The sequence below is a fragment of the Vibrio sp. KUL78 genome, from assembly GCF_059725505.1.
Genome location: NZ_AP045837.1, coordinates 554825 through 581671 on the forward strand (window position 1 = coordinate 554825; position 26847 = coordinate 581671).

A 26847-nucleotide genomic window follows, 5' to 3' on the forward strand; every position below is an offset into this window, starting at 1 on the left:
TGGAATAGGTTTGTATCGGTGGTTTCGCTAGTGTTAGCAGCGCTGGTGGATACAATTTCACAAAATTTCTTTTGAGCTTCCCACATGGACGTAACTTACGACATTCTTGTTTTACTGTTTTTTGTCGCTGGCTTAGCTGGTTTTATTGATGCGATGGCTGGTGGAGGAGGGCTGTTGACGCTACCCGCGCTACTTTCCGCTGGCGTGCCACCTACCCAGGCTCTCGCGACGAATAAGCTGCAGAGCTCGTTCGGCAGTTTCTCTGCGACTTGGTATTTCGTTCGTAATGGTATTGTCGATCTTAAAGATATGCGTCTCGCGATAGCCTGTACTTTTGTGGGCTCGGCTATCGGAGCCGAGTTGGTTCAGTATATTGATGCTGGGGTGCTGACGAGCTTGATTCCTGTGCTGCTACTTGGCATCTCGCTCTATTTCTTATTGGCGCCGCAAGCTGGAGAAGGCGGAGGCAAGCCGAAGATGTCAGAAACCTTGTTTGCGTTTTCTGTTGGCACCGGTGTCGGCTTTTACGATGGTTTCTTCGGTCCAGGTACGGGCTCTATCTTTACTATCTGCTTTGTGGCTATTGCTCAGCTATCGATTGTGCACGCGACCGCGCGTACCAAGGTGCTTAACTTTACCTCGAACCTAGCTGCCTTGATCTTCTTTATTATCGCTGGTCTGCCTGTATGGGAGATTGGATTGGTGATGGCTGCTGGTGGCTTCTTAGGGGCACGGATGGGCGCTAAGGTCGTGGTCTCTAAAGGTAAGAAGTTTATCCGCCCATTGGTGGTGATTATGTCGATGGTGATGGCATTAAAGCTACTTTGGGAACAGCATCCTCAATGGTTTCAATCACTGTTTTAAGGCGAGCTTGTTTAAGCGCACTCGGTCTATAAATAACGTGAACCGGACGCGTCAGTGCAGTCAAAAACTCAAAGTCGAAACATAAAGCCTCGCTGATGTGCAGTGTTTTGATAATAGACAGTGGCACAAGTGCTGGTGAAACTCCTCGAATCGCCAGTTGAGCGGCGGCGGTATACGAGTCCATCTGCATGCTGGGTGAAATTCCAGCCTGCTGTAATAACCCAGCTTGATAAGTGTTGGCGGGATTATTCAAGTCATTGGTAATCACACTAGTAGGAGGCTGGATTAACCGCTGCTTGCTGACGACCCTAAAGGGCTCGTCAAAAAGATGCGTGGCGATAAGTCCAAGCCGTGAGTTCAGGTGTCCGGCACATAAACCGACAGCCGCTTCTCCTGATTTGACGTGCTCGACTATTCGGGGGGTATGATTGGTCGTGACGGTCAGAAAGCTATCTTGCGCCAACAGTTGCGGCATCACTTCACTCAAGTAGCCTGCAACCAGCGTCTCAGAGCAATCGAGTCGTAAAATAGATTGCTTCTCAACGTTTTGCTCTTCGGCGATAAGTCCTCTTAGCTCATTTAAACTCGGACCTACGCGTTCAATCAGTGCCTCAGCTTCTGCGGTGAGTTTAATCTGCCGACCTTCAGGTTCAATCAGGGTCTTTCCTAACCGCTTTTCTAGGTTAGCGATACGCTTGCTCACCGCTGACTGGCTGATATAAAGCCGGCTTCCGGCTCTGCCCATCGTCTTTTCTTGCGCGAGCACAAGCAGTGTTTCAATACCCTCTAGAAGCATGTGTCTTTTGATGAAAGAATGGAATCAATAGCTAAAGATTAGCATGCTGCAAACGAAATGCCGACAGGCATTACGCTATTCTTCTTGGCATAGAGACTTCGTTTTCACATTGTCTTCGGCACCCGCTTTGTCATTCATTTTGTTATTGCTCGCCGTTTGCTGAATAGGCGTACTAATAGCCACCTTGTAACCCTCTTCTTGTCCCTCTGCAGGGACAAAGTCGACAAAATGTTGAATGCTGCTTAGCTCATCTTCGACATAGTGTGAGACGTAAAGAAGCTGGCTCAGGTTTTCTTTGGCAATCAGCTCAAGTGCGTTCATCACCAGTTTACGGCCGAGGAAATCTAAACCTTGGTAAGGCTCATCTAAGATAAGTATCGTTGGCTGCTTGATGATGGCGCGTGCGATAAGCAACAGCCTCTGCTGGCTATACTCTAGAGACTTAAAGGAGGTGTCTCGCAACTCGGACATATGCAGTAGCGTCAGCCATTCATTTGCTGCCTCAATTTGTTTCTGGCTGGGCCTGTCATAGAGACCGATAGAGTCAAAGAATCCAGATAACAAGACATTACGAGCACTGCAGTTGACTCGATACTGTAAATGTAGCGACGAAGAGACCATGCCTGTGTGCTGCTTGATATCCCAGATAGTTTCTCCGCTGCCTCGTTTGATTCCATAGATCTCGATGTCATTACTGTAGCATTGGGGATGATCACCAAAAATCATCCCAAGCAAGGTGCTTTTGCCGCAGCCATTTGGACCACGGACTTGCCAGTGCTCGCCATTGTTGATTTGCCAATTAACACCAGAGAAGATTTTTTGGTCGACGTACTCAACGTTACCGTCTGTGATCTTCACTAGAGGATCAGCAAATTTTGCACTGTGTTGATGCTTGCGAATTAAGGCTAACCACTGCTCGCTTTGCTGTGAAGACTGTGCAAGTAACTGCGAAATGATTGGGTGCTCACGCCATTGGTTGTAACTTAGCTGTTCCTTGAGTTCGCCATTCTCGAACATGGCCACATGAGACATCCACGTTGGCACTTCATCTTCACGTGAGGTGATGACCACCAATTGAACATGAAGTGACAGATCACGCAGGTAATCGGCGAGCATTTTACGATGCAACTTATCAAGACCGACAAACGGTTCATCAAGGATAAGTACCTTTGGTGCACAAGCAAGTGCTCTGGCAAGCATCACGCGCCGCGTCTCGCCAGTGGAGAGTTGTTTGAATCCTCTATCTTTTAAGTGAAGTAGGTCGAGCTCTTGAATAAGCTGTTCAATTACCTCAGGGTTATCTGAAAACTCAGAGACTAGTTGGTAGACGGTGCGACCATAATCGATACGGTCAAGGAAGTCGGTGTCGTCATTAGCGTTTTCGAGTTCAAGCAGCCTTTGTTGCTCGGCAAGAGAAACCTGTGCGATTCGAGTGTGCGGCTGGCAAACGGTGCCAGAGTCAGGAGTGAGTTCATTACACAGTAGATCACCAAGCAAACTGCCGACATTGCCATGGGTTTCGAACACAGCCCAATGCTCACCAGAGCGGATTGTCCAATCTGGAATCGACAATGAAAGTGGGTGATTTAGCGAGACATGATCAAATGTAATATCCATAGACGTTTCCCTGTCCGAATGCATAAGCGAGTAGGTTTTAACCAACATACTAAAGCAACAGGGAAAAATGAAGAGGATGACGGGAGAAATGACATTCTCCAGTCATCAAATCTTGAATCTATTTATCGAGAGCGAAAGTAGGTAGCGAAAGATGCCAGCGAATTGCACCCAGTCGAATCACCAACGTAGCGACGACACAGCACAGGAAGGCGCTGCCGGTTGATGCGCCCATCATTAGAGCCCCTACATGAAAGGTACCGCCAATAATACAAGCCGTTGCGTACACTTCACGTCTTAATACCATCGGAACTTCTCGGGCAAGAACGTCACGAATAATGCCACCGCCACAACCCGTTAATACGCCCATGATAACGGCGATCAAATACGAATCCTGAAACATCAGTGCTTTTTCAACACCAATGCCGACAAATACCGCGAGACCTATTGCATCACATACTGGCAATACATACCAAGGCAGTCTCCTTGGATGCCTGACCAGCATCATAGTGGCAATACAGGTCACGATAATCACCCAGATATAGGTGGTATCCGTTATCCAAAAAACAGGTGTTGCACCTAGCGCCATATCGCGAATGGTTCCACCACCGATGGCGGTAACACTGCCAAGTACCATGACACCAAAAGGATCCATCCTAAGTCTTCCTGCAAGTATCACTCCCGATATTGCAAATATTGCCGTACCAAAAAGGTCGACCAAATAGAGCATGGAATCCACAGCTATATTCTCACTGAAGAAAAGTAATAGGAAAGTGCGCCAATTTTACGGGATTTAACGTTTGCGGATAGCGAATCTTACTTGAATGTGATCTAGGTCTCACTATTTGTGGGTTCGTACCCAGTCTAAATGTTCACATACTTGAGTGACCGCCAGTAGAGTTCTTGGTGTGGGGCGATTCAGCCAATCTGAGGTTAAAGCCCATACATGTTTGTTTTGTACCGCAGGTAATTCTTGCTGCCATTTTTGCCACATATTGCCGTTTGCCATGGTGTGCTCTGAGGTGAAGATAGCTTCAGGTTGGCGAACGATAACCTGTTCGGGGCTGACTTGAGGATAGGGTGCTTTGCTGCTAGCAAAGATGTTTTCTCCACCACAAAACTCAAATACCTCACTTGGCCAGTTACCATCAGAAAGCGTAATAATCGGCTTCTCACTGAGCTGGTAGAAATAGCGAACTTTCTGCTTGGTGTCGTATTTCTGTTTGAGTTTGGCAAGCGCTTCACGAAACTGCTTTGCGGCAACTAGACCTACTTTGGGATTATCTGCGTACTGGCTAAGCGTCTCGAGATTATTGGCAATGCCATCGAGTGATTTTGCTTTAGAGTAATAAAGGTTGAAGCCAAGCTGCTCAAGTTTCTCTAACTCTCTGGCAGGGTTCCCTGTTGGCCACGCCAAGATAAGATCGGGCTCCAAGGCTACGATGCGCTCTAGCTTAATGCCTTGATAGTTTGCGACACGCTCAAGCTTTTGAGCCGCTTCTGGGTAGTCGCTGTATTCGCTTACCGCCACCAACTTATCACCAAGTCCTGCGGCGTAGGCAAGCTCGGTGGTATGTGGCGCAAGGCTGACAATGCGCTCGATGTCGGTGTTCGCCATTGGCGAGGCGAGCGATGAACCGCTGGCAAGCAGAGCGAGTAGCCCAACATACGTGTTATCCATGAGTTACAACCCTTGATAGATGATGAACATTGCTGCGCTTTGCAGCATCAGCCAAATATAGATCCGCCATGCTATGTGTTTTTGAATTTGAGCGATATGAATAGCCGCAGGTGCGATTTTTCCACCAATGCGTGCTCGTTGTAATTTCTCATCACCATAAATAGCCGGGCCACCCAGCGCTAGCTCAAAACGATTAGCATAGCCACAAATAAGCCAGCTCGTCGCTGAATTGGCCCATGCTTTGGCTTGGTTAAGTGTTTGTTGGACGGCTTTAGTTGGCATACCAAGCAGTACGGTGACAGAGAACAGCTTTTGCGGCACATAATCGACCACCATAAACAACCAAGCTGCGGGCTTGCCAAAGGTGGCATAGCCGGGTTTATGCGGACTCCAATTGCGTGCAATCTCCGCGCATAGTCGATACATCAGTGCGCCAATACCCCCTGCGACGCCGTACCAAAACAAGACACCAATGACGTTTCTCGCGTATCCCATGATGACGCTTTCAGCGCCCGCTTTGCCAAGTCCTAGCAATGACAGAGAGGCGGTGTCTCGATTGACTCGAGAAGCAAGCAAATGCCGGGCAGTGTGTTTGTCTTCTTTGGCGAGTGCATCAATAAAACGCCGAGTAAATAACTCGTTACCACGCCACTCAACGGCAAGTAGTAAAAGTGCCAGTTGATAAAACTCCGCTTTCCACACCAAAGATTGCAGTGCTATGAGTACAGTGAGTGTGGGCAAGGTTAGTAAAAGCAGAGCAAGTGAGCCAGAGAGTCTTTGCTGCTGAATTGAGGCGTTAGGCTGATTCACTTTTTGGGCGATATTGGTGAGCAATAGTTGCCAAAATCGCACTGGGTGCGCCGCTGGTGGGATAGGAATGAGTAGATGAAATAATAGTGCACCCCATAAAGTCAGGAGTGCACCATTGGCATATAAACTCTCGAAAAAAGAGCTCATTGACGTCGTCCTTGTACGTTAAGTTCTTTGCAAGAACGTCTGCTTATTTAAGCAGTTCAACCATTTTAACTACCATTTCAGACGAGCTTTGCGCCGCTAAAGGTAGGAACTCTTCAAAGCTCATTGGTGATTCTTTATCGGCAACATCAGAAATGGCACGAACCACAACAAATGGTGTGTCGAATTGGTGACATGTTTGCGCAATAGCAGACGCTTCCATTTCTACAGCGATAACACCAGGGAAGTTCTCACGGATGAATGCTTGACGCTCTGGGCGGCAAACGAACTCATCACCAGTACAGATCAAACCGCGTACCGCATGCTTGTCTTCCATTTGTGCGAGTGCTTTCTCTGCCACATCCATTAGCTTTTGGTCAGCAGTGAATGCCGCTGGTTGACCTGCCATCTGACCAATCTCGTAGCCAAATGCTGTCACGTCAGCATCGTGGTGACGAACTTCAGTCGAGATAACCACATCACCTAGGTTAAGAGAAGACTCAAAGCCACCTGCAGAGCCTGTGTTAATCACAACATCTGGTTGGTAATCGCTAAGAAGAATCGTCGTGCCCACTGCAGCGGCTACTTTACCGATACCTGATTGAAGTAGCACGATATCAACATTGTGAAGTTGACCCGTAAAGAAGGTACAACCGCCTTTTTTGGTTTCTTCTAGGTTAGTAAGTGCTGCTTTTAGGATGGAAACTTCTTGTTCCATTGCGCCGATTACGCCGATTTTCATAGAGATTCTCTCAAGTTGGAAAACGTATTTTGGCGTGCAGTATAGCAACAGTCGCCTCGCTTCCCAACCTTTGCGAGATTGAGCAATTAGGGATTTGCGATGATCAATCCAGTTTCGATGAGCTTAGCGCGAAAGGCTTCAACCCGCTTCCGATTGACATCAAAATCGTAGTAGCCGATGCGTGCCTCAGAGCGTACTCGTAGTTCCCCATCTTGGATTTTTACCTCCATATCATCAACATAACGGAACACGCTGGAGGTGTATTCAACCCGTAGGTAGTTGTCATCAATGGCGGCAACCTCTGCATTATCGAAGCTTAAAGCGACGGTTTCGATTTGGTTGATGTTGGTATTGGGGGCGAGTTTGAAAGGGGCGAGATTAAATTCTTCACGGCTATCTTGGGTAGAGACGCAGCGAGGACTGTCTCCACATGGCTCGTCAGTGCGGTCCGTTGTGGTTTTGTAGCCAGCTCCGCAGGCCGTAAGAAAAACGATGGAGGAAAGCGTTAATAGCTTGGCTTTGGTCATGATGGTTTTGGTCATGATGTTCCCTTAAACAAAAGCCCAGCAGAGCTGGGCTTAACGTATTGTTGTTTTCACTCTATACATCTAAGAAGTCTAGTATGCCTTCTGCCGCTTTGCGTCCCTCGTCAATGGCGGTAACAACCAAATCAGAGCCACGTACCGCGTCACCTCCGGCGAAGATCTTCTCATTGGTGGTTTGATACATAAACTCTTGAGATACAGGCGCTTTAATGCGACCCCATTGGTCAAGGTCAACGCCATAAGGTTCTAGCCAAGACATCTGATGTGGCTGGAATCCGAATGCCATGATCACCGCGTCGGCTTCCAGTACATGTTCGCTGCCTTCTACGGGTTCTGGACGGCGGCGACCGGCTTCATCGGGTTCACCTAGAGCGGTTTTTACAACTTTAACGCCGCAGGCATTACCATTGGCATCAACCTCAATGCCCAGTGGCTGAAGGTTAAACATAAAGTTAACCCCTTCTTCACGGGCATTTTTCACCTCACGTCTGGAGCCTGGCATGTTGGCTTCGTCTCGGCGATAGGCACAAACTACACTACTCGCACTTTGACGAATAGAGGTGCGAACACAGTCCATCGCCGTATCGCCACCACCGAGTACTACGACCTTCTTACCTTTCATATTAATGAACGGTTGCTCACCATCAAGCTCCATGACCTTGTAGGTGTTTGAGATAAGAAACGGTAGGGCATCAAAGACGCCAGGTGCATTCTCGTTCTCGAGGCCCGCTCGCATATTTTTGTAGGTCCCTACACCAAGGAAAACGGCGTCATACTCTTCAATTAACGTCGCCATCTCAACGTCTTTGCCGACTTCTGTGTTGAGCTGGAACTCAACCCCCATCTCAGTAAAGATGCGGCGGCGGTTTATCATGACGTCTTTCTCTAGTTTGAAAGAGGGAATACCAAAGGTGAGTAGACCTCCAATCTCGGGATAACGATCAAAGACGACGGGCTTAACACCATTACGTGCCAGAATATCGGCAGCGGCAAGACCCGCTGGTCCCGCGCCAATAATGGCCACTTTCTTATCCGTCCATTCCACGTGAGACATGTCTGGTTTCCAGCCCATCTCGAACGCTTTGTCGGTGATGTACTTTTCGATATTGCCGATAGTGACCGCACCGAAGTCGTCGTTTAACGTACATGACCCCTCACACAGGCGATCTTGCGGACACACTCGACCACAGACCTCTGGCAAGCTGTTGGTTTGATGTGAGAGTTCAGCGGCTTCTATGATGCGTCCCTCATTGGCTAGCTTTAGCCATTGTGGGATGTAGTTATGAACTGGGCATTTCCATTCACAGTATGGGTTACCGCAGTCGAGGCAGCGATCGGCCTGAGCTGTCGCCTGCTGCTTGGTAAAGGGTTCGTAGATTTCCACGAACTCGATTTTGCGAACCTTAATCGGCTTTTTAGCTGGGTCGACGCGGTTCACATCAATAAATTGGTATACGTTCTGGCTCATTATTCTGGCTCCTTCCAACTACTGTGCTTGAACGCGCAGCTCTGCAGCGCTTCGGCTTTGGTGACCAAGTAAGGTGCGAAGATCCGCAGCCTTTGGCTTGACGAGATAGAACTTCGGAATCCATTCATCGAAGTTCGCCAGAATGTTTTCGGCGTGCACTGAGCCTGTCTCTTCTAGGTGCTCAGCGATAAGTCCGCGCAGATGCTCTTGATGGATATACAAATCAGACAGCGAAATCGCTTCTACCGATTCCGTGTTGACGCGACCTTCAAAGTCCTCGTTGCTATCCATAACGTAGGCAAAACCACCTGTCATACCCGCACCAAAGTTAACGCCAGTCGCGCCAAGAATCGCGACGATACCTCCAGTCATATACTCACAGGCATTGTCACCAGCCCCTTCAATCACAGCAATGGTACCCGAGTTGCGCACTCCAAAGCGTTCCCCTGCAGTACCTGCTGCAAAGAGCTTACCGCCTGTTGCGCCATAGAGGCAGGTGTTACCAACGATGGTGGCGTCATTGCAAGCAAAGGTGGTACCGACGTGAGGCTTGATAACCAGCTTACCGCCAGCCATGCCCTTGCCAACATAGTCATTGGCATCGCCCGTTAGGTATATTTCTACGCCGCCAGCATTCCAAACGCCGAGTGATTGGCCTGCAGTACCATCGAGATACAGCTTGATAGGACTCGTCGCCATACCTTGGTTGCCATAGCGCTTAGCAACGCTACCAGAGAGTCTTGCACCCACAGAGCGGTCGGTGTTTCTTACATCGAAGTAGAAGCTACCACCGGCTCTGGTCTCTACTGCAGCTTCGGTTTCCTCGATAATCTTCTGGTTAAGCTCCGCTTTATCAAACGGCTGATTGGGCTCAGTCCAATACAGCGGGTGAGATAGCGGCGATACGGGCGTTTCGAGGATACTCGACAGATCAAGCTTGGATTGCTTCGCCGTCATGCCTTCTACGGCTTCTAATAAATCTGTTCGACCGATTAGGTCGGTTAGCTTTTCTACCCTTAACTCAGCGAGCAGTTCGCGTACTTCATCGGCAAGCCCAGTGAAGTAGTTGACCACCATTTCAGGTAAGCCCTTGAAGTACTCTTTACGCAGCGTTTCGTCTTGCGTTGCAACGCCTGTTGCGCAGTTATTGAGGTGACAGATTCGCAGGAACTTACAGCCCATGGCGACCATAGGCGCAGTACCGAAGCCGAAGCTCTCAGCGCCAAGAATGGCTGCTTTCACAACGTCTAATCCGGTTTTTAGACCGCCATCGACTTGGAGTCGGATCTTATGACGAAGGTTATTGGCAACCAGTGCCTGCTGGGTTTCGGCAAGACCGAGTTCCCAAGGACAACCTGCGTACTTGACCGATGTCAGTGGGCTTGCCGCCGTGCCGCCATCGTAACCAGAGATGGTAATGAGGTCGGCATAAGCTTTGGCAACACCGGTAGCAATCGTGCCAACACCTGGCTCGGAAACCAGTTTTACCGATACCAGTGCATCTGGGTTAACCTGCTTCAAATCGAAGATAAGCTGAGCTAAATCTTCGATGGAGTAGATATCGTGATGCGGAGGAGGGGAGATGAGTGTAACCCCTTGTACCGAGTGACGCAGCTTAGCAATTTCGGCTGTCACCTTATGTCCAGGAAGCTGTCCGCCTTCACCTGGTTTTGCGCCCTGAGCGACCTTGATTTGCAGGACGTCGGCATTGGTGAGGTAATGTGGTGTCACCCCAAAACGGCCAGACGCAATCTGCTTAATGCGAGAGTTACGGTTGGTACCAAAGCGACGTGGATCTTCACCACCTTCACCAGAGTTGGAGTAGCCACCAAGCTTGTTCATCGCCATGGCGAGGGCTTCATGCGCTTCTGGGCTCAATGCCCCAATGGACATTGCAGCGGAGTCAAAGCGTTTAAATAGCTCAGTGTTGGGCTCAATCTGTTCGAGCGGTAGTGCTTGGTCTGCTTTTTTCAGCTTCATCAAGTCACGCAGCATCGCAGTCGGACGGTCGTTCACTTGCTTGGCGTAGGATTTATAATCGGCGGCATCACCGGATTTTACGGCTTGCTGCAGTGTACCTACCACATCAGGGTTGTACGCATGGTACTCACCATCGTGAACGTATTTGAGTAGACCGCCGTGTTCAACGGCTTTGCGTTTTGCCCATGCCTTGCGAGAGAGGTTAAACAAGTCTTGTTGGAAATCGTCAAAGCTTGCGCCCTGGATGCGTGTGGTGACGCCTTTAAAGCATAAGTCGACCACGTCGGTGTGCAGACCAACGGCTTCAAACAGTTGTGAGCATCGATAGGACGCGATGGTCGAGATCCCCATCTTCGACATGATCTTATAAAGACCCTTGTTGATACCGTATTGATAGTTTTGCATCACGTCGCGATAGCTTTTATCAATTGCCCCGTCATCGACCAGTTTACCCAGCGCCTCATACGCTAGGTAAGGGTAGACAGCCGTCGCGCCAAAGCCCATTAGTACAGCAAACTGGTGTGGGTCACGCGCGGTTGCGGTCTCGACAATGATATTGGCATCACAGCGAAGGTTGGCATCAATCAATCGTGTTTGCACAGCGCCAACCGCCATCGCAGCAGGAATAGGCAGCTTGCCTTTCACAAGAGCGCGATCCGAAAGTACCACTAGAACCGTCCCTTCTTTAACCACGGATTCCGCTTGATCGCAGAGATCGAGTAAGGCTTGCTTGAGATCTTTCTCGCTTGGATCGTAGTTAATATCGAGGATCGTGTTGCGATAGTGTTTGTCGCTCAGTTCGAGTAGCTGCTGCATGTCAGAGTAAAGCAGCACAGGTGAATCGAAGGTCACACGATAGGCGTGTCCGTCGGTCTCACAGAACACGTTCATTTCCTGACCGACACTGGTCGCTAGCGACATCACGTGTTTTTCACGCAGTGGGTCGATAGGCGGGTTCGTTACCTGAGCAAATTTCTGTCGGAAGTAGTCCGTCACCAAACGCTCTTTTGAGGACAGTACCGCCATCGGTGTATCGTCCCCCATAGAGCCAACAGCTTCTTGGCCCATGTCGCCGAGCACACGAAGCACCTGGTCGGTTTCTTCGTTGGTCATGGCGAATTGTTTTTGGTAGGTCTTCAGCAGAGTCTCATCGAAGCTGCGTTCACCGACCTGATCGTCAGTCAGCGCACTAAATGGCGTGAGCTTATGCACGTTGTTTTCCATCCACTCACGATATGGGTGGCGGCTTTTGAGATCATTGTCGATGTCATCGGAGTGCCATAGCTCGCCTTCTTGAGTATCGACGACGAGCAGCTCACCAGGACCGACGCGCCCTTTCTCTGCCACTTCATCTGGAGCGTAATCCCAGATACCAACTTCCGATGCTAGCGTAATAAGGTTGTCTTTGGTAATCACATAACGTGCTGGGCGCAGGCCATTGCGATCCAGGTTACAGGCGGCATAGCGACCGTCTGAGAGCACGATACCAGCCGGGCCATCCCAAGGCTCCATGTGTTTGGAGTTAAAGTCGTAGAAGGCACGAAGGTCTGGATCCATGTCAGGGTGGTTTTGCCATGCTGGTGGAACCAGCATTCGCATCGCTCGGAAGATATCCATACCACCAGATAGGAATAGGTCGAGCATATTATCTAGGCTCGAAGAGTCTGAGCCGGTCTCGTTAACAAACGGAGCTGCCGTTTGAAGGTCAGGTAGCAGCGGTGATGCAAATTTGTAGGCGCGGGCTTTCGCCCATTGGCGGTTGCCTTCGATGGTATTAATCTCACCATTGTGCGCTAAGTAGCGGAATGGCTGTGCTAATGGCCAACGTGGTTGCGTGTTGGTAGAAAAGCGCTGGTGGAACAAACAGATCGATGATTCCATGCGAAGATCAGCAAGATCGAGGTAAAATCGCGGCAGATCGGCCGGCATACACAGACCTTTGTAGACGATCACCTGAGTCGACAAACTACAGATGTAGAAATCTTCGTCTTCAGTGATGCGTTTTTCAATACGGCGCTTGGCGATGTATAGGCGTCTTTCTACATCTTGTTCGCGCCAGCCTGCTGGTGCCGAGATAAATACCTGAACAATATTGGGCAGCGAACTCAGCGCGATTGGGCCGAGTACGTCTTCATTGGTTGGCACGTCGCGCCAGCCAGCTATCGTCAGAGTTTCTTGAGACAGTTCTTGGTTGATGATGTCTTTTGCAGATTGGGCTTTTACTGGGTCTTTGGATAGAAACATCATGCCGACGGCATATTGTTTACCTAGGTTCCACTCATTTTCTTCTGCAATAAGTCGGAAATAAGAATCGGGTTTTTGAAGTAATAAACCACAACCATCGCCTGTTTTGCCATCTGAGTTGATGCCGCCGCGGTGAGTCATGCGGTCCAGTGCTGAGATTGCGGTGCGAACCAGTTTGTGGCTTGGTTGACCTTGCATATGCGCAATAAGGCCAAATCCACAGTTGTCTTTTACAAGACTTGGATCGTAAAGAGCCATTGCCTTTCTCCCTTTGAGCTTGCTGTCATCCTGACAGTAAATTAATGCTTTTTAATGACTTTTTGTTGTTATTTGAGTCAATTTTTAGTCGTTAATCGTTAACAATTTGCATCTATTTTATTTTCACGAACTTCACAACGTATAGGTTATGGCAATAAAGGTCAAGTTTTCAGGAATTTGTTGTGTATGTTGCGGAAAATCAAACGAATTATCTGCTTGAAGAACAAAGGCTTGTCTCGTAAAAAGTGAGAAAGTTAACAAATTTAAGGAGGCGCACCGTCAGTGGCACTAGACTTTTTGCGCTACATGGAGGGTTTTGTGGGAGATAAAAAAGGCCAGCATAAGCTGGCCAAATTCGGAAGGAATGCTGTTAGTTACTTATCCGTGTAACTAGACAGTCTGCCTTTAAGCTGAAAGCATTAATGAATCTGCTTTCGCTTCAAGGTTTGTGTTGCCCATTAGGTACTCATCGATGGCACGCGCACACTCGCGACCTTCGTTGATACAGCGTACGACCAGAGATTGGCCTGTGCGCATGTCACCTGCAGCAAATACACCTTGTTGGTTAGTCTGGAAGTTTTCCGCAGCAACATTACCACGCTCATCCAGTTTGATATCAAGCTGAGCTAGAACACCCGTTGGCTCTGGGTGTAGGAAGCCCATTGCTAGGAACGCCATGTCGCATGGGATTACGCGCTCAGAGCCAGCAACTTCTTCAAAGCTTGGGCGCTCACCTGGAGCGGCATCTTTCCAAACGATATCTGCAATACGAAGACCCGTTACTTGGCCCTCATCGTTACCGATAAACTCTTTGGTCAAGATGTTCCAATGACGGTCACAGCCTTCTTCGTGAGAAGTTGTGGTCTTCATGATCATCGGGTATTGCGGCCATGGCATGTTAGCAGGACGTTTTTCTGGTGGAATCGGCATGATTTCTACCTGAGTAACGCTTGCGGCTTTATGACGGTTCGAGGTGCCCACACAGTCAGAGCCTGTATCACCACCACCGATAACCACAACATGCTTATCTTTAGCGTGAATTTCTTCACCTTTAAGATCCATGTCGTTAGCACGGCGGTTGTTTTGCGCTAGGAATTCCATTGCAAAGTGAACGCCGTTTAGCTCACGTCCTGGAACCGGTAGGTCACGAGGAACGGTAGAGCCACCTGTTAGTAGTACAACATCATACTCTTGACGAAGCTGAGCAGCGTTAACATCAACACCAATGTGCTGGTTTACTTTGAACTCAATACCCGCTTCTGCCATTAGATTGATTTTACGGTCAATGATATCCATGCCCAGTTTAAAGTCAGGGATACCAAAGCGTAGTAGACCACCCACTTTCTCGTCACGCTCGAATACAGTTACCGAGTGACCTGCGCTGTTTAGCTGCTCAGCTGCAGATAGACCTGCAGGACCTGAACCTATGATAGCGACAGTTTTACCCGTGCGAGAGCGCGGCGTTTTAGGTTTCGCGTAGCCTTCACGGTAAGCTGTTTCAACAATCGTTTTCTCAATATTACAGATAGTGATCGGGTCTTGGTTAATCCCAAGTACACAGGCACTTTCACACGGAGCAGGACACACACGACCTGTAAACTCTGGGAAGTTGTTTGTCGTGCTTAGGATGCGCCAAGCTTCTTCCCAGCTATCACGATACACAGCATCGTTGAACTCAGGGATGATGTTGCCGATTGGGCAACCGTTGTGGCAGAAAGGTACACCACAATCCATACAACGAGAAGCCTGAGTGTTGATCTTATCGCCAAACTCTTCGTTAAGAACGAACTCTTTGTTGTCTTCAATACGAACCGCTGGGTCGAGCTTCCCTGGAAGCTCGCGACCATGTTCTAAAAATCCAGTAGGCTTACCCATTATACTGCCTCCACTTCTTCCGTTTGAGCTTGCTCAGCTTCTGCTTTGCGCTTTAGTAGCACTGCTTTGTAGTCGCGTGGCATGACTTTAACCAGCGATGCAATGCTTGCTTCAAAGTTGTCTAAGAACGACTGAGCGACTTCACTTCCTGTGAACTCCACATGCTTAGTCAGCATGTCTAGTAGTAGTTCGCGATCTTCTTGTTCGATTGGATCTAGGTCGACCAATTCTGGGTTTAGCTTGGTTTCAAAGTCACCTGCTTTATCCCAAACATACGCCACACCACCACTCATACCAGCAGCAAAGTTACGACCTGTTGAACCAAGGATAACCGCCACACCGCCAGTCATGTATTCACAGCCGTGGTCACCCACGCCTTCAACCACAACTTTCGCGCCAGAGTTACGAACACAGAAGCGCTCACCGGCCATACCGCGGATGTAAGATTCACCCGACGTTGCACCATAGAAACAAACGTTACCAACAACGATGTTGTCTTCTGCAACGATGCTTGATTTCGCATCTGGGTACAGTACTAGCGTACCGCCAGAGAGACCTTTACCCCAGTAATCGTTCGCATCACCTTCCACTTCGAACTTCACGCCCTTAGCAAGGAAAGCACCGAATGACTGACCAGCACTGCCGTTAAACTTGACGTTCATTGGCTTTGGTAGACCTTGGTCTTTGTACACTTTAGAGATTTCGTTCGACAGCATGGTACCTGCAGAGCGATCCGTGTTGATGATTGGGAACTCAGCGTTGACCGCTTCACCCTTCTCAAGTGCTGGGATAGCCGCTTGAATCAACTTACGGTCCAGAACCTCTTCTAGGTTATGGTTTTGCTCTGTCTGGTTGTAAACACCGTCTTCTTCACGCGCCTGCTCGATGTGTAGAACTGGCGATAGGTCGAGGTTCTTGTATTTCCAGTGAGCGATGTCGTCGCGGATTTTCAGTTTCTGAGACTGACCCACCATCTCATCGATAGTGCGGAAGCCAAGCTCTGCCATTACTTCACGTAGGCCTTCAGCCATGTATTGGAAGAAGGTCACAACGTCTTCTACGCGGCCATCAAAGCGCTCACGTAGCGTCTTGTTTTGCGTTGCGATACCAACAGGACAGGTGTTCTTGTGACACTTACGCATCATGATACAGCCTTCAACAACCAGAGCGGCTGTTGCCACACCCCATTCCTCAGCACCTAGCAGAGTCGCAACGGCAAGGTCACGTGGCGTTTTCATCTGACCATCAGATTGAACCACGATACGGTTACGTAGACCGTTCTTCAGAAGCGTTTGGTGTGTTTCTGCCAAACCTAGCTCCCAAGGAAGACCAGTGTGGCGGATTGAAGACATTGGTGACGCACCGGTACCGCCATCGAAGCCAGCAATAAGGACCACGTCCGCTTTCGCTTTCGCTACACCCGAGGCGATAGTACCAACGCCTGCTTCCGATACCAGTTTCACGTTCACACGACCAGCACGGTTCGCATTCTTCAAGTCGTAGATCAGCTGAGCCAAGTCTTCGATTGAGTAGATATCGTGGTGTGGCGGTGGAGAAATTAGACCAACCCCTGGAGTTGAGTGACGAGTCGCACCGATCCAGTCATCGACTTTATCACCTGGTAGCTGACCACCTTCGCCTGGCTTCGCACCCTGTGCCATCTTGATCTGAATTTCTTCAGAGTTAGTTAGGTAGTAAGAAGTCACACCAAAGCGACCTGATGCAACCTGCTTGATAGCAGAGCGTTCCCAATCGCCGTTTTCTTTACGTTCGAAACGAGCTGGGTCTTCACCACCTTCGCCTGAGTTCGACTTAGCGCCAATGCGGTTCATCGCAACAGCAAGAGTAGAGTGAGCTTCGTACGAGATAGAACCGAACGACATTGCACCTGTTGCGAAACGCTTAAGGATGCTTTCAATTGGCTCAACTTCTTCTAAAGGAATCGAACCTGCTGGGTTCTTAACAAAGTCTAGCTGGCTGCGCAGTGTTGCTGCGTTGTCGCCTTGGTCATCAACCGCTTTCGCGTATTGCTTAAACTGAGCGTAGTCTTTGTTGCGAGTTGACTGTTGCAGTAGCGAGATAGTTTCTGGGTTGAACAGGTGCTTCTCACCACGCTGTTTCCATTGGTAAACACCGCCAACATCAAGAACTTGTACTGGGATCTCACGCGTTGGGAAGCCAACACGGTGACGGATCAGTACTTCTTTAGCGATGTCGTCAATGGTGAGACCTTGGATACGAGAAACCGTACCCGTGAAGTATTTCTCTACGACTGATTTGCTGATACCAAGTGCTTCAAAGATCTGTGCGCCGTGGTATGACTGCAGTGTTGAGATACCCATCTTCGAGAAGATCTTCAGAAGACCGCCGTTGATAGACTTACGGTAGTTCTCAAATAGCTCAGAGATACTGGTTTCAGGGTCTAGCTTCTTAGTGCGCTGTAGCTCAACCATAGTTTCGATAACTAGGTATGGGTTCACTGCGTTCGCGCCGTAGCCCACTAGCGTTGCAAAGTGGTGCGTTTCACGTGCGTCACCCGTTTCTACCACGATGTCACACTTAGCACGCAAGCCCTTGCGGATTAGGTGGTGGTGAACGGCACCGACCGCCAACATTGCTGGGATAGCTGCGTGGTTAGAGTTGATAGCACGGTCAGTTAGCAAGATGATTGAGTAACCATCGATAACCGCGTCTTCTGCGTATTGGCAGATACGTTTCAGTGCTCGCTCTAGCTTGCCTTCGTCTTCACTTGCTTGGAAAACGATATCCAGAGTTTTCGCTTGCAGGTGCTCATTATCGATAGCACGTAGCTTCTCAAGTTCAGAGTTAGACAGAACTGGAGACTCAAGCTCAACTTTTTGACAGTGCTCTGGAGACTCAGTCAGTAGGTTCTGATCCTTACCTAGGTAAGTGTTCAGAGACATTACCATACGCTCACGAATCGGATCGATTGGTGGGTTGGTAACCTGAGCAAAAAGCTGCTTAAAGTAGTTAGATAGATGTTGTGACTGGTGTGAAAGGATCGCTAGTGGCCAGTCGGCACCCATTGCAGAGAGTGGCTCTTTGCCATCTTTCGCCATAGGTACGATGATTTCGTTCACTTCTTCTGAGCTAACACCAAACGCTTGCTGTTTGTGCAGTAGCTTCTCTGGAGAAGGTTGGCTGAATTCGTTGCTCGCATCTGGAAGTTTCTTCAGGCTAAGCAGGTTCTCTTCCACCCATTTCTGGTATGGCTGAGCACTTGCGATGCCATCTTTCACTTCTTCATCAGAGATGATGCGACCTTGTTCTAGGTCAGCAACAAAGATACGGCCTGGCTGTAGACGACCACGGAACTCTACGTTCTCTGGTTCAATGTCGACAACACCAGATTCCGATGCCATCACTAGGAAGTCATCTTTAGTCACGGTATAACGAGATGGACGCAGACCGTTACGGTCAAGCGTTGCACCTACCTGAACACCGTCAGTGAAACACACCGATGCTGGGCCATCCCATGGTTCCATAACGTTCGCGTGGTACTGATAGAACGCACGACGTGTTGGATCCATGTTTTTGTTTTCTTGCCATGCTTCAGGGATCATCATCATTAGTGCATGTGGCAGGCTACGACCAGAAAGAACTAGGAGCTCTAGTGCCATGTCGAAGTTTGATGAATCCGAGCTACCTTCTTGACAGATAGGGAGCAGCATGTCGATTTCTGCTTGAGTGAACAAGTCAGATTCGATGATCGCTTCGCGTGCCTTCATCCAGTTCAAGTTACCGCGAACTGTGTTGATTTCACCGTTGTGGGCAATGTAACGGAAAGGCTGCGCTAAGCGCCATTTCGGGAAAGTATTGGTAGAGAAACGAGAGTGAACGAGAGCCAGAGCCGTCACCATCGTTGGATTTTGTAGATCTAAGAAGTACTGAGGTACTTGCTCTGTCGTTAGCTGACCCTTGTAGACAAGTGTCTTGTAAGACATAGAGTTGATGTAGAAGTCATCGCCAATATTTGACACGCTTTCTAGACATACACGAACTGTGTAGTTACGAAGAACGTACAGCTTGCGCTCAAGCTCTTCTGGCGTGCAACCAGGGCCGCCGGTTACAAAAACGTGCTCAAATTGTGGCTCAGTGCTTAGTGGGTCTGCACCGATCATTGAGTTGTCGGTTGGCAGTACACGGTAGCCAATGACTTCTAGGTCTAGACGCTTAGCATTGCGCTCTAGGATGTCACGACATTGCGCGCGTTTGTGCTCGTCTTTAGGGAATAGCACCACACCGACACCGTACTTCTCAAAAGATGGCAGTTTAATGCCAAGCTTCACGCTCTCTTCTAACAGAAACTCGTGTGGCTTTTGAAGTAGGATACCTGCACCATCACCGCTGCATGGGTCACAACCTTGACCGCCACGGTGTTCCATACGCGCTAGCATATCCAGGGCTTGAGTCACTACTTCGTGAGATTTACGGTTTTTTAGGTGAGCAACAAAACCGATACCACAAGCGTCATGCTCCAATTCTGGAGTATACAGACCCTGTGTATTCTGCTCTCTATCTACCATAGATACTTCCTTCCAGTTAAATCTAGACGCAACTAGAGTGTGTGATTGCGTCTTGTCCTTTGTAATTTTGATTCTTGACTGCCAGAGGGGGCAGTGTTCGAGTCCATTCTGCATCTCGCAGGAAATGTGTTGCGAGAAAAACATTCCGTGGTGATATTCAATGTCTACGTTCCACAATCTAGTGGAATCTGTTGGTGGGAGTAGAATATCGACCTTTTATCTACTAATTCATGCTGTAATAAAAACGGCAAATACAGCAGAATTGTGTAAGTATCCTACAATTTTGTTCTGTGTAATTCCAACGAAACTTACGTCTGTTACACATTTTTTTTATCTTGTTTTGAATATAATTCATAACATAACCGCAACATTTGCGGTTTTTTGCTTGTTTTTATGCATATTTATTGATTTTAGTTAAGCGCTATTCACAGGCTCGTTGCTACTATTCATGGTTTTCTTTTGCAGGGATGTAATTAAGTTTCACGAATTAGAGTGAGATTCATTCTTATTAGTAGGTTTTTTGAGCAATGCAATTACATGAGTTGGTGAACACCATTGGACAAGATCTTCAGCGTCGATATGGAGAAAAGGTTCACAAACTAACCCTGCACGGCGGCTTTAGCTGCCCAAACCGCGATGGCACGATTGGCCGTGGCGGATGCACATTCTGCAATGTGGCCTCTTTCGCAAGCGAAGAGACCCAGATCCAGTCTATCCACGAGCAATTGACTGATCGAGCGGGTGAGGTTAAACGTGCCAAGAAATATCTGGCGTATTTTCAGGCTTACACCAGCACCTATGCCGAAGTGCAAGTACTGAAGAACATGTATGAAGAAGCGCTTAAGTACGCCGACATCGTCGGTTTGTGTGTCGGCACGCGCCCGGACTGTGTGCCCGATTCCGTTCTTGAATTGTTAGCGGGTTATGTAACGCAGGGCTATGAAATCTGGCTCGAGCTTGGCTTGCAAACCGCCAACGACCAAACACTTAAGCGTATTAATCGTGGTCACGATTTTGCAGTTTACGACGAGATCACCAAACGCGCTCGCGCGCTTGGCATTAAGGTGTGTACGCACTTAATTGTCGGCCTTCCGAATGAAACCAAACAAGACAACCTTGAGACCTTAGAGAAAGTACTTGCGACAGGTACCGATGGTATCAAGCTGCATGGTCTTCATATCGTTGAAGGGAGCACCATGGCGAAGGCGTGGCGAGCGGGGCGTTTGGAAGCACCAACATTGGAGTTTTATCTCGATGTAGCCAGTGAAATGATTCGTAGAACGCCTGCTGAGATTGTGTATCACCGAGTTTCATCATCTGCGCGACGTCCAACTTTGTTGTCTCCATTGTGGTGTGAAAACCGCTGGCTGGCGATGACAGAACTGGGTCGGACTCTGACGACACAAGGTGCTCAGGGCGCGCTGACTGAGAATCCGTTTATTTATCACAAACCTGTTCTCAAATAATTCGCCTTCCGTGTGCAAACTTGGGCTTAGTGATAGACTTAGCCCAGTTGTAACGCACGGAGTGCTGAATGAAACCCATCAAAAATCTCGCGCAATACTATGTCGACCTGTTGGTGAGACTCGGTATTGTTCGCTTCTCTATTATATTGGCGTTGGCGCTAGTCGCACTGGCTGTTGTCGTTCAGGTTGGAATCACCCTTGTTCTAAATGGGCGTGTCGATGATATCGATATTGTTCGCTCAGTGTTTTTTGGTCTATTGATTACCCCTTGGGCGGTGTACTTTCTCTCTGTAGTGGTCGACCAACTCGAAGAGTCTCGTCAGCGCCTTGCTAAGATGGTTTCCAAACTCAAAGAAATGCGTTCACGCGACCAAGATCTTAACCACAAGCTTCAGCAAAACATCCGCAAGCTCAACCAAGAGATCGAAGAGAGGCAAAAAGCCGAGGAAGCTCGTGAAGAAGCAATGAAAGATCTTGAAAACGAAGTCTTTCAACGTGAACGTACTCAACTAGAGCTGGCAGAGCGTACGGCTTTGCTGCGCTCGTTTATCGATGCCTCTCCAGACCTTATTTACTATCGTAATGCCGAAGGGGTGTTCTCTGGCTGTAACAAAGCAATGGAAGTGCTTACGGGGCGCAAAGAGCAAGACTTGGTTGGCCTCACGCCTTGGGATGTCTATTCAGAAGAGATCGCCAAACAAGTTGTGGAGACCGATCACAAGGTGATGGGGGATAACCAAGCCCTCACCTATGAGCAGTGGCTTGAGTATCCAGACGGTAAAAAATGCTTCTACGAGCTTCGTAAGGTGCCGTTTTACAGTAAAGATGGCCGTCACTTGGGCTTGGTTGGCTTTGGGCGTGACATTACGGAGCGTAAGCGTCACGCAGAGTCGCTGGAGAAAGCGAGTCGAGATAAGACAACCTTTATCTCTACCATTAGCCACGAGCTGCGAACGCCACTTAACGGCATTGTTGGCTTGAGTCGTATGCTGCTGGATGGACAGCTTAACCACGAGCAGCGCAAGCAGCTACAAACCATCAATGTCAGTGCGATTACTCTGGGTCATATCTTTAACGACATTATCGATATGGATAAGTTTGATAGGCGCAAGCTCGAGCTCTTCCCCGAACCACTAAATTTCGAAGATTTCGTCGCCGAGCTCGAGAGTATCTCTGGATTGATGGCCGAGCAAAAAAGGGCTGCGCTTTGATCTGGAACGACTCACGGATCTACCTGAAGGGGTAGTCGTGGATGCTACGCGACTGCGTCAGGTTATCTGGAACCTGGTGAGCAACGCAATGAAGTTCACCAAGCAAGGTGGCGTAGTCATGACGATCAGCGCCGATGTTGAAGACAATCGCGCCCATATCACCATAGAGATTGAAGATACTGGTATCGGTATTCCGCAAAAAGAGCTCGATAAGATCTTTGCTATGTACTACCAAGTGAAATCGGGCAAAGACAACTTACACGCGGTGGGAACCGGTATCGGTCTTGCCGTATCCAAACAACTGATCAAAATGATGGACGGCGATATCACCGTCGACAGTGAAGAAGGCTTTGGGAGCACCTTTACTGTTACGATCAACGTGCCTTGCGCGGACGAGGTGCAATTAGCACCGGTTGAAGTGAAACGCCAAGGCAGTCTGCGTATTTTCTTGCTTGAGGACATCGAGCTTAATATTACCGTTGCTCGCTCTCTACTCGAGAGTTTGGGGCATACGGTAGAAGTGGCGATGAGTGGCGAGGAGGCGATGGCTGACTTCAAACCGGGTGATTACGATCTTGCGCTACTCGATATACAACTGCCGGATATGACTGGATTTGATGTTGCCCAAGGTTTCAGAGAGCGCTATCAAACCCTACCGCCATTGGTGGCACTAACAGCGAACGTTCTTAAGGACAAACAAGAATATCTTACCAAGGGAATGGATGATGCCATTAGTAAGCCGCTTAGTGTGAAAGCACTGACGGAAGTCATTAATAAATTCCATGGTGAGGAAGAGCAAACAGAGGAAACACCGCAGGAGGTTGCAGTGGAATCGAACATCAATAATGAAGTATTTACTCGTTTGTTAGATTTAGACATGCTGGAGTCGTATGTCGATATTGTTGGCAGTAAACCCGTGCTTGATAGCATCACTATGTTCGAAGATATGATGCCAGGCTACATTGAGATCCTAGACTCAAACATGACCGCCAAAGACCAGCCAGGTATTGCCTCTGAGGCGCACAAGATCAAAGGTGCAGCCGGGTCTATCGGTTTGAAGCGTATTCAGTCTATTGCACAAAAAGCTCAATCCCCAGAACTGCCGGCATGGTGGGAAAATATCGAAGATTGGGTTGAAGAGATTAAAAACGAATATCAAAATGATATTCAGATACTAAAATCGTGGTTGGAAAGTAAGGAATCATAATGAAAAAAGTTGTTACCGCACTTGCACTCTCTATTGCGTTAGCGGGCTGTGCATCATCTCCTGCAACCGACTCAGCTATGTGGGCGTCGAGCAATACAGCGATGGTCGAGCAGCAAACTGTTAGCCTCAATTCGAACCTATGGATTGATATGATGCCAAAAATTGGTGAGACATCGGCGTTGGTGAAAGAGCAAAACCTTTATGGAGCCTTGAACCTGAGTACGGATAACCAACTTCCGGCTGATATGGATGTGTCTAAGGTCGTGCTTAAGCAAGGCGATATGACATGGGAATTCGAAGGCAGTGACTTTGAGCTTCGTAACCATTCAGAGAGTCAATGGGAAGTCGCCTTTAACTGGCAGCTAGAGGTGAACATCACCAAACCTGTCGATGTGGCCGTGCAGCTTATCGATGGTGAAAACAAAACTTGGTTGGTGAGCAAACAGGTGAACATCGACACGGTTTACTGATTTGCCTCACCGCAGATGAAAAAAGGGACGCGTGATGCGTCCCTTTTTATTTGGCTAAGAAAGAGTGAATTACTCTTCTAGATCACCACAGAAGCGGTAACCTTCACCGTGAATCGTTGCAATGATTTCTGGCGTACCAGACACTGATTCAAAGTGCTTACGAATACGACGGATAGTTACGTCTACGGTACGGTCATGTGGCTTGAGCTCACGACCAGTCATCTTCTTAAGAAGATCCGCACGAGTTTGGATCTTGCCTGGGTTCTCACAGAAGTGCAGTAGAGCACGGAACTCAGAGCGTGGCAGCTTGTAGCTGTCGCCGCTAGGGCTCACTAGAGAACGACTGTTGATGTCTAGAACCCAACCGTTGAACTCGTACTTCTCTACGCTACGCTTCTCTTCAGTCGCTGCATTGTTGCTCATTGAGCGAGTTAGCAGGTTTCGAGCGCGGATAGTCAGTTCGCGTGGGTTGAATGGTTTAGTGATGTAGTCATCAGCACCAATCTCTAGACCAAGAATTTTATCTACTTCGTTGTCACGACCTGTTAGGAACATTAGAGCAACGTTTGCTTGCTCACGTAGTTCACGCGCTAGAAGTAGACCATTCTTACCAGGAAGGTTGATATCCATGATAACTAGGTTTACAGAGTTTTCTGATAGCACCTGGTGCATTTCTTGACCGTCGCTGGCCTCGAAAACAGCATATCCTTCTGCTTCAAAAATGCTCTTTAGGGTGTTACGGGTTACTTGCTCATCTTCAACAATAAGAATCTGCGGGCTTTGCATCGGCGGTACCTAAATTAAACTTGTGATAATTCTGTCGCTAGTAGAATAAATTCTAGGCAAAAAGTTAACATATAGGTAATGTTTCTTGGAGGTTTTACTCACCATCATCGAAACAGTTACGTGTTACGTCGCCATCCATGATGTTGCCAAAAAACGAGAAATCCCTTTAATCTCTTATTATTCTGCTATGTCATTGAGGCGAATTCTATAATGTTAACAGCATGCTAACAATGGTCAAATGTTAATTCCTTGCAGTTTGTTGATTTAAATCAATAGCCGCTTTGTAACAAATATTAATAGTATTGGGCAGAGGCTAAAATTTGGATAGTATGAGTATTGATGCACGACTCTGGCGTGCCTATTCAAACATTGCGATGCGTTTTCTCAGTAGGTGGGAATGCAGCAGTTACGCCATCATTACGGCTTGCAACCCCAGAAGCCAAAAGCTTTCAGACGAAGCTAACTGCATAAAAAACCGAATGCTAGAGCAAGACTTACAAGGGTTTCACTATGGGCGTGTTAACGTCGGTGACCCAAGCTTTGACTGGGTTGAAGCGAGCTTTTCGGTTGATATCATCTTATTGCAAGCCTGTGAGTTAGCGCAAAAATATGAGCAAAATGCCATCTATTGGGTAGAAAATGGTGTACTGTTTTTGGTCTCCTGTGATGAGAACCGAACACAACAGAATTTAGGCTTGTTGAGTCAGTATGTGTGCGACTAGCACCCTGACTGGGCAGGTGGAAACGGATTTTACTTTACATGCTCTTTAAAGACACAGGCACTTTTTTGTGGCTACTGAGCTATATCACGGAGGAAACATGAGAGATATCACACCTGATATTTGTGACCAACACGAAGACAAAGTGATGCTGCTGAACTTACCACTGCAAAACTTTGGACAACGCGCCGCCTTTTGGGGAGAGATAGTGACGGTTCGTTGCTATCACGACAACTCAATGGTGCGTGAAGTGCTCGGACACGATGGAAAAGGGAAAGTACTCTTTGTTGATGGCAATGGTTCTTGCGCCAAAGCACTGCTTGGAGATCAGTTGGCGATCATGGCTATTGAAAATGGCTGGGAAGGCGTAATCGTGAATGGCGCTATTCGCGATGTGGCGGCCATGTCTGAAATGGATCTTGGCGTAAAAGCGCTCGCAGCTTGCCCATTTAAGACAGAAAAACGTGGCGCGGGTCAGGTGAATGTCACGCTGACGATGAACAATCAGATTGTTCAACCTGGTCACTATATTTATTCTGACTGGAATGGTGTGCTGGTAAGCAAAGAAAAGCTGGAATTTTAGTGTTGCAGTAACACTGGATTAGAAACGGAAACCTAGACCGACCTCTACGCCCTGTTGTACCTTTTCAAAATCAAAGGTCGCGTGAACGTCTAGGTTTTCGGTTAATCTCATTCGGCTCGAAATCTCAGCCGCCATGCCGCCTTGAGTCTCATTATTCTCTTCATATTGATAACCACGCAGCGTACTTTTCACCGAGATACGATCTGAAACCTGATAATTCACACCACTCAAAAAACCGCTGTCATTGGACAATTCTGAGTTGTTAAGGCGCGCACCGATATAAACGTCGAGCGAGTCAAATACCGCATACGAGTAACCACTGTCTATATTCCAAACGTCAAATGAGTCCGCAGTGCTAGACTTGCTACCCGAAGACATAAAGAAATTATGTGGCGATTGACTGTGTTGAGATGGGAGTGCTGGAAGCTCTACCGCAAGAGAAAAACCACAAAACAACAGAAACGGCAAAGCGTATAAAGACACTGCTTTCATAGCACCACTCCTTGGTTGTTGTTTTTATAGTTTATTGATTTCTAATTAAAGCACAGAATCTAAGCAAAAAGTTGTAAAACTATATAGCATTTAGTTATGTATAAAGATCCTAACTGCATATAAATGCGACATTATTCGTTTCAATGCTTTTGAGAAAAAAACGCACTATAAGCAACAAAAGTACAAATTTTGATTGACTAATCGCCAACAAATGCGGTACACGTATGGGTAAGCACATAACAGAAATTGAAGCACAACCTATTATGTTTAATCGCCAGCACGTAGTAATGACCACCACCATTATTATTACCGACATTATCGTTGGGGCAGGCTGGTAGACGAAAG

General features: G+C 48.1%; 20 protein-coding genes. 7 read left to right on the forward strand and 13 right to left on the reverse strand.

Features of this window, described 5'->3' with window-relative positions; all coding sequences use genetic code 11:
- Positions 1-84: 84 nt before the first annotated feature.
- Positions 85-864 (forward strand): TSUP family transporter, encoded by a 780-nt coding sequence (locus AC6I8Y_RS02795; protein ID WP_234494501.1) that lies wholly within the window; start codon positions 85-87, stop codon positions 862-864.
- Here AC6I8Y_RS02795 and AC6I8Y_RS02800 read toward each other — a convergent pair.
- From AC6I8Y_RS02800 to gltB (AC6I8Y_RS02850), 11 genes are all read right to left on the reverse strand, one after another.
- On the reverse strand, positions 794-1660 hold the full coding sequence (locus tag AC6I8Y_RS02800) for a LysR family transcriptional regulator (protein WP_394153009.1): 867 nt from the start codon (positions 1658-1660) through the stop codon (positions 794-796). The two genes, AC6I8Y_RS02795 and AC6I8Y_RS02800, sit on opposite strands and share 71 nt — an antisense overlap.
- Positions 1661-1735: 75 nt before the next feature.
- Positions 1736-3277 carry a molybdate ABC transporter ATP-binding protein ModF gene (gene modF, locus AC6I8Y_RS02805; RefSeq protein ID WP_498020736.1) on the reverse strand — a complete coding sequence of 514 codons (1542 nt, stop codon included), beginning with the start codon at positions 3275-3277 and terminating at the stop codon, positions 1736-1738.
- Between the two features lie 118 nt (positions 3278-3395).
- Positions 3396-4013 carry a TRIC cation channel family protein gene (locus AC6I8Y_RS02810; protein ID WP_394153013.1) on the reverse strand — a complete coding sequence of 206 codons (618 nt, stop codon included), beginning with the start codon at positions 4011-4013 and terminating at the stop codon, positions 3396-3398.
- Positions 4014-4115: 102 nt separating this feature from the next.
- Positions 4116-4892 carry a vitamin B12 ABC transporter substrate-binding protein BtuF gene (gene btuF / locus AC6I8Y_RS02815; protein ID WP_394153077.1) on the reverse strand — a complete coding sequence of 259 codons (777 nt, stop codon included), beginning with the start codon at positions 4890-4892 and terminating at the stop codon, positions 4116-4118.
- Between the two features lie 66 nt (positions 4893-4958).
- Entirely contained in the window at positions 4959-5912 is a 954-nt protein-coding gene (locus AC6I8Y_RS02820) for a cobalamin biosynthesis family protein (protein WP_394153015.1), read from the reverse strand.
- A gap of 43 nt (positions 5913-5955) precedes the next feature.
- Complete coding sequence (gene mtnN / locus AC6I8Y_RS02825; RefSeq protein ID WP_394153017.1) at positions 5956-6651, reverse strand: 5'-methylthioadenosine/S-adenosylhomocysteine nucleosidase; 696 nt, start codon at positions 6649-6651, stop codon at positions 5956-5958.
- Between the two features lie 86 nt (positions 6652-6737).
- The gene (locus tag AC6I8Y_RS02830; protein ID WP_234496121.1) at positions 6738-7178 is read right to left on the reverse strand and encodes a DUF1499 domain-containing protein; all 441 of its coding nucleotides are present in this window, start codon (positions 7176-7178) and stop codon (positions 6738-6740) included.
- 73 nt (positions 7179-7251) lie between these two features.
- Positions 7252-8664: an FAD-dependent oxidoreductase gene (locus AC6I8Y_RS02835; protein ID WP_498020737.1), complete on the reverse strand. Its 1413-nt coding sequence runs from the start codon at positions 8662-8664 to the stop codon at positions 7252-7254.
- An 18-nt stretch (positions 8665-8682) separates the two neighbouring features.
- A complete protein-coding gene (gltB, locus tag AC6I8Y_RS02840; RefSeq protein ID WP_498020738.1) occupies positions 8683-13146 on the reverse strand; it encodes a glutamate synthase large subunit in 4464 nt (1487 codons plus the stop codon).
- Between the two features lie 405 nt (positions 13147-13551).
- On the reverse strand, positions 13552-15021 hold the full coding sequence (locus AC6I8Y_RS02845; RefSeq protein WP_128647982.1) for a glutamate synthase subunit beta: 1470 nt from the start codon (positions 15019-15021) through the stop codon (positions 13552-13554).
- Positions 15021-19568, reverse strand: a complete 4548-nt coding sequence (gene gltB, locus AC6I8Y_RS02850) for a glutamate synthase large subunit (RefSeq protein ID WP_394153022.1) — start codon at positions 19566-19568, stop codon at positions 15021-15023. Before gltB (AC6I8Y_RS02850) ends, AC6I8Y_RS02845 begins: the two co-directional genes overlap by 1 nt.
- A 527-nt stretch (positions 19569-20095) precedes the next feature.
- Between gltB (AC6I8Y_RS02850) and mnmL the strand changes: the two genes are divergently transcribed.
- The 4 genes from mnmL to AC6I8Y_RS02870 all read left to right on the forward strand — a co-directional run bounded on the left by mnmL (position 20096) and on the right by AC6I8Y_RS02870 (position 23922).
- Positions 20096-21034: a tRNA modification radical SAM protein MnmL/YtqA gene (gene mnmL, locus AC6I8Y_RS02855; protein ID WP_498020739.1), complete on the forward strand. Its 939-nt coding sequence runs from the start codon at positions 20096-20098 to the stop codon at positions 21032-21034.
- A 68-nt stretch (positions 21035-21102) separates the two neighbouring features.
- Positions 21103-22245, forward strand: a complete 1143-nt coding sequence (locus AC6I8Y_RS02860) for a PAS domain-containing protein (protein WP_498020740.1) — start codon at positions 21103-21105, stop codon at positions 22243-22245.
- A gap of 88 nt (positions 22246-22333) precedes the next feature.
- Positions 22334-23452 (forward strand): response regulator, encoded by a 1119-nt coding sequence (locus tag AC6I8Y_RS02865; protein WP_498021427.1) that lies wholly within the window; start codon positions 22334-22336, stop codon positions 23450-23452.
- A complete protein-coding gene (locus AC6I8Y_RS02870; RefSeq protein WP_394153024.1) occupies positions 23452-23922 on the forward strand; it encodes a hypothetical protein in 471 nt (156 codons plus the stop codon). The genes AC6I8Y_RS02865 and AC6I8Y_RS02870 overlap by 1 nt, the downstream gene beginning before the upstream one ends.
- A gap of 69 nt (positions 23923-23991) precedes the next feature.
- Here the strand turns inward: AC6I8Y_RS02870 and arcA are convergent, their stop codons facing one another.
- Complete coding sequence (arcA, locus tag AC6I8Y_RS02875; protein WP_234494490.1) at positions 23992-24708, reverse strand: two-component system response regulator ArcA; 717 nt, start codon at positions 24706-24708, stop codon at positions 23992-23994.
- 329 nt (positions 24709-25037) lie between these two features.
- Here arcA and AC6I8Y_RS02880 point away from each other — a divergent pair, with 329 nt between their 5' ends.
- A complete protein-coding gene (locus tag AC6I8Y_RS02880; protein WP_394153027.1) occupies positions 25038-25430 on the forward strand; it encodes a DUF3293 domain-containing protein in 393 nt (130 codons plus the stop codon).
- 97 nt (positions 25431-25527) lie between these two features.
- Positions 25528-26010 carry a putative 4-hydroxy-4-methyl-2-oxoglutarate aldolase gene (locus AC6I8Y_RS02885; protein WP_128647987.1) on the forward strand — a complete coding sequence of 161 codons (483 nt, stop codon included), beginning with the start codon at positions 25528-25530 and terminating at the stop codon, positions 26008-26010.
- A gap of 18 nt (positions 26011-26028) precedes the next feature.
- Here AC6I8Y_RS02885 and AC6I8Y_RS02890 read toward each other — a convergent pair whose 3' ends face one another.
- Complete coding sequence (locus tag AC6I8Y_RS02890) at positions 26029-26502, reverse strand: ribonuclease regulator (protein ID WP_498020741.1); 474 nt, start codon at positions 26500-26502, stop codon at positions 26029-26031.
- Positions 26503-26847 lie beyond the last annotated feature (345 nt).

Bases quoted from the DNA above. Each gene is read 5' to 3' on its own strand.
- AC6I8Y_RS02800 (WP_394153009.1), bottom strand. From the start codon at position 1,660: ATGCTTCTAGAGGGTATTGAAACACTGCTTGTGCTCGCGCAAGAAAAG.
- AC6I8Y_RS02865 (WP_498021427.1), top strand. From the start codon at position 22,334: ATGAAGTTCACCAAGCAAGGTGGCGTAGTCATGACGATCAGCGCCGAT.
- btuF (WP_394153077.1), bottom strand. From the start codon at position 4,892: ATGGCGAACACCGACATCGAGCGCATTGTCAGCCTTGCGCCACATACC.
- AC6I8Y_RS02835 (WP_498020737.1), bottom strand. From the start codon at position 8,664: ATGAGCCAGAACGTATACCAATTTATTGATGTGAACCGCGTCGACCCA.
- arcA (WP_234494490.1), bottom strand. From the start codon at position 24,708: ATGCAAAGCCCGCAGATTCTTATTGTTGAAGATGAGCAAGTAACCCGT.
- AC6I8Y_RS02860 (WP_498020740.1), top strand. From the start codon at position 21,103: ATGAAACCCATCAAAAATCTCGCGCAATACTATGTCGACCTGTTGGTG.
- AC6I8Y_RS02870 (WP_394153024.1), top strand. From the start codon at position 23,452: ATGAAAAAAGTTGTTACCGCACTTGCACTCTCTATTGCGTTAGCGGGC.
- AC6I8Y_RS02795 (WP_234494501.1), top strand. From the start codon at position 85: ATGGACGTAACTTACGACATTCTTGTTTTACTGTTTTTTGTCGCTGGC.
- AC6I8Y_RS02845 (WP_128647982.1), bottom strand. From the start codon at position 15,021: ATGGGTAAGCCTACTGGATTTTTAGAACATGGTCGCGAGCTTCCAGGG.
- AC6I8Y_RS02820 (WP_394153015.1), bottom strand. From the start codon at position 5,912: ATGAGCTCTTTTTTCGAGAGTTTATATGCCAATGGTGCACTCCTGACT.
- AC6I8Y_RS02830 (WP_234496121.1), bottom strand. From the start codon at position 7,178: ATGACCAAAGCCAAGCTATTAACGCTTTCCTCCATCGTTTTTCTTACG.
- gltB (WP_394153022.1), bottom strand. From the start codon at position 19,568: ATGGTAGATAGAGAGCAGAATACACAGGGTCTGTATACTCCAGAATTG.
- gltB (WP_498020738.1), bottom strand. From the start codon at position 13,146: ATGGCTCTTTACGATCCAAGTCTTGTAAAAGACAACTGTGGATTTGGC.
- AC6I8Y_RS02890 (WP_498020741.1), bottom strand. From the start codon at position 26,502: ATGAAAGCAGTGTCTTTATACGCTTTGCCGTTTCTGTTGTTTTGTGGT.
- mtnN (WP_394153017.1), bottom strand. From the start codon at position 6,651: ATGAAAATCGGCGTAATCGGCGCAATGGAACAAGAAGTTTCCATCCTA.
- AC6I8Y_RS02885 (WP_128647987.1), top strand. From the start codon at position 25,528: ATGAGAGATATCACACCTGATATTTGTGACCAACACGAAGACAAAGTG.
- modF (WP_498020736.1), bottom strand. From the start codon at position 3,277: ATGGATATTACATTTGATCATGTCTCGCTAAATCACCCACTTTCATTG.
- AC6I8Y_RS02880 (WP_394153027.1), top strand. From the start codon at position 25,038: ATGAGTATTGATGCACGACTCTGGCGTGCCTATTCAAACATTGCGATG.
- mnmL (WP_498020739.1), top strand. From the start codon at position 20,096: ATGCAATTACATGAGTTGGTGAACACCATTGGACAAGATCTTCAGCGT.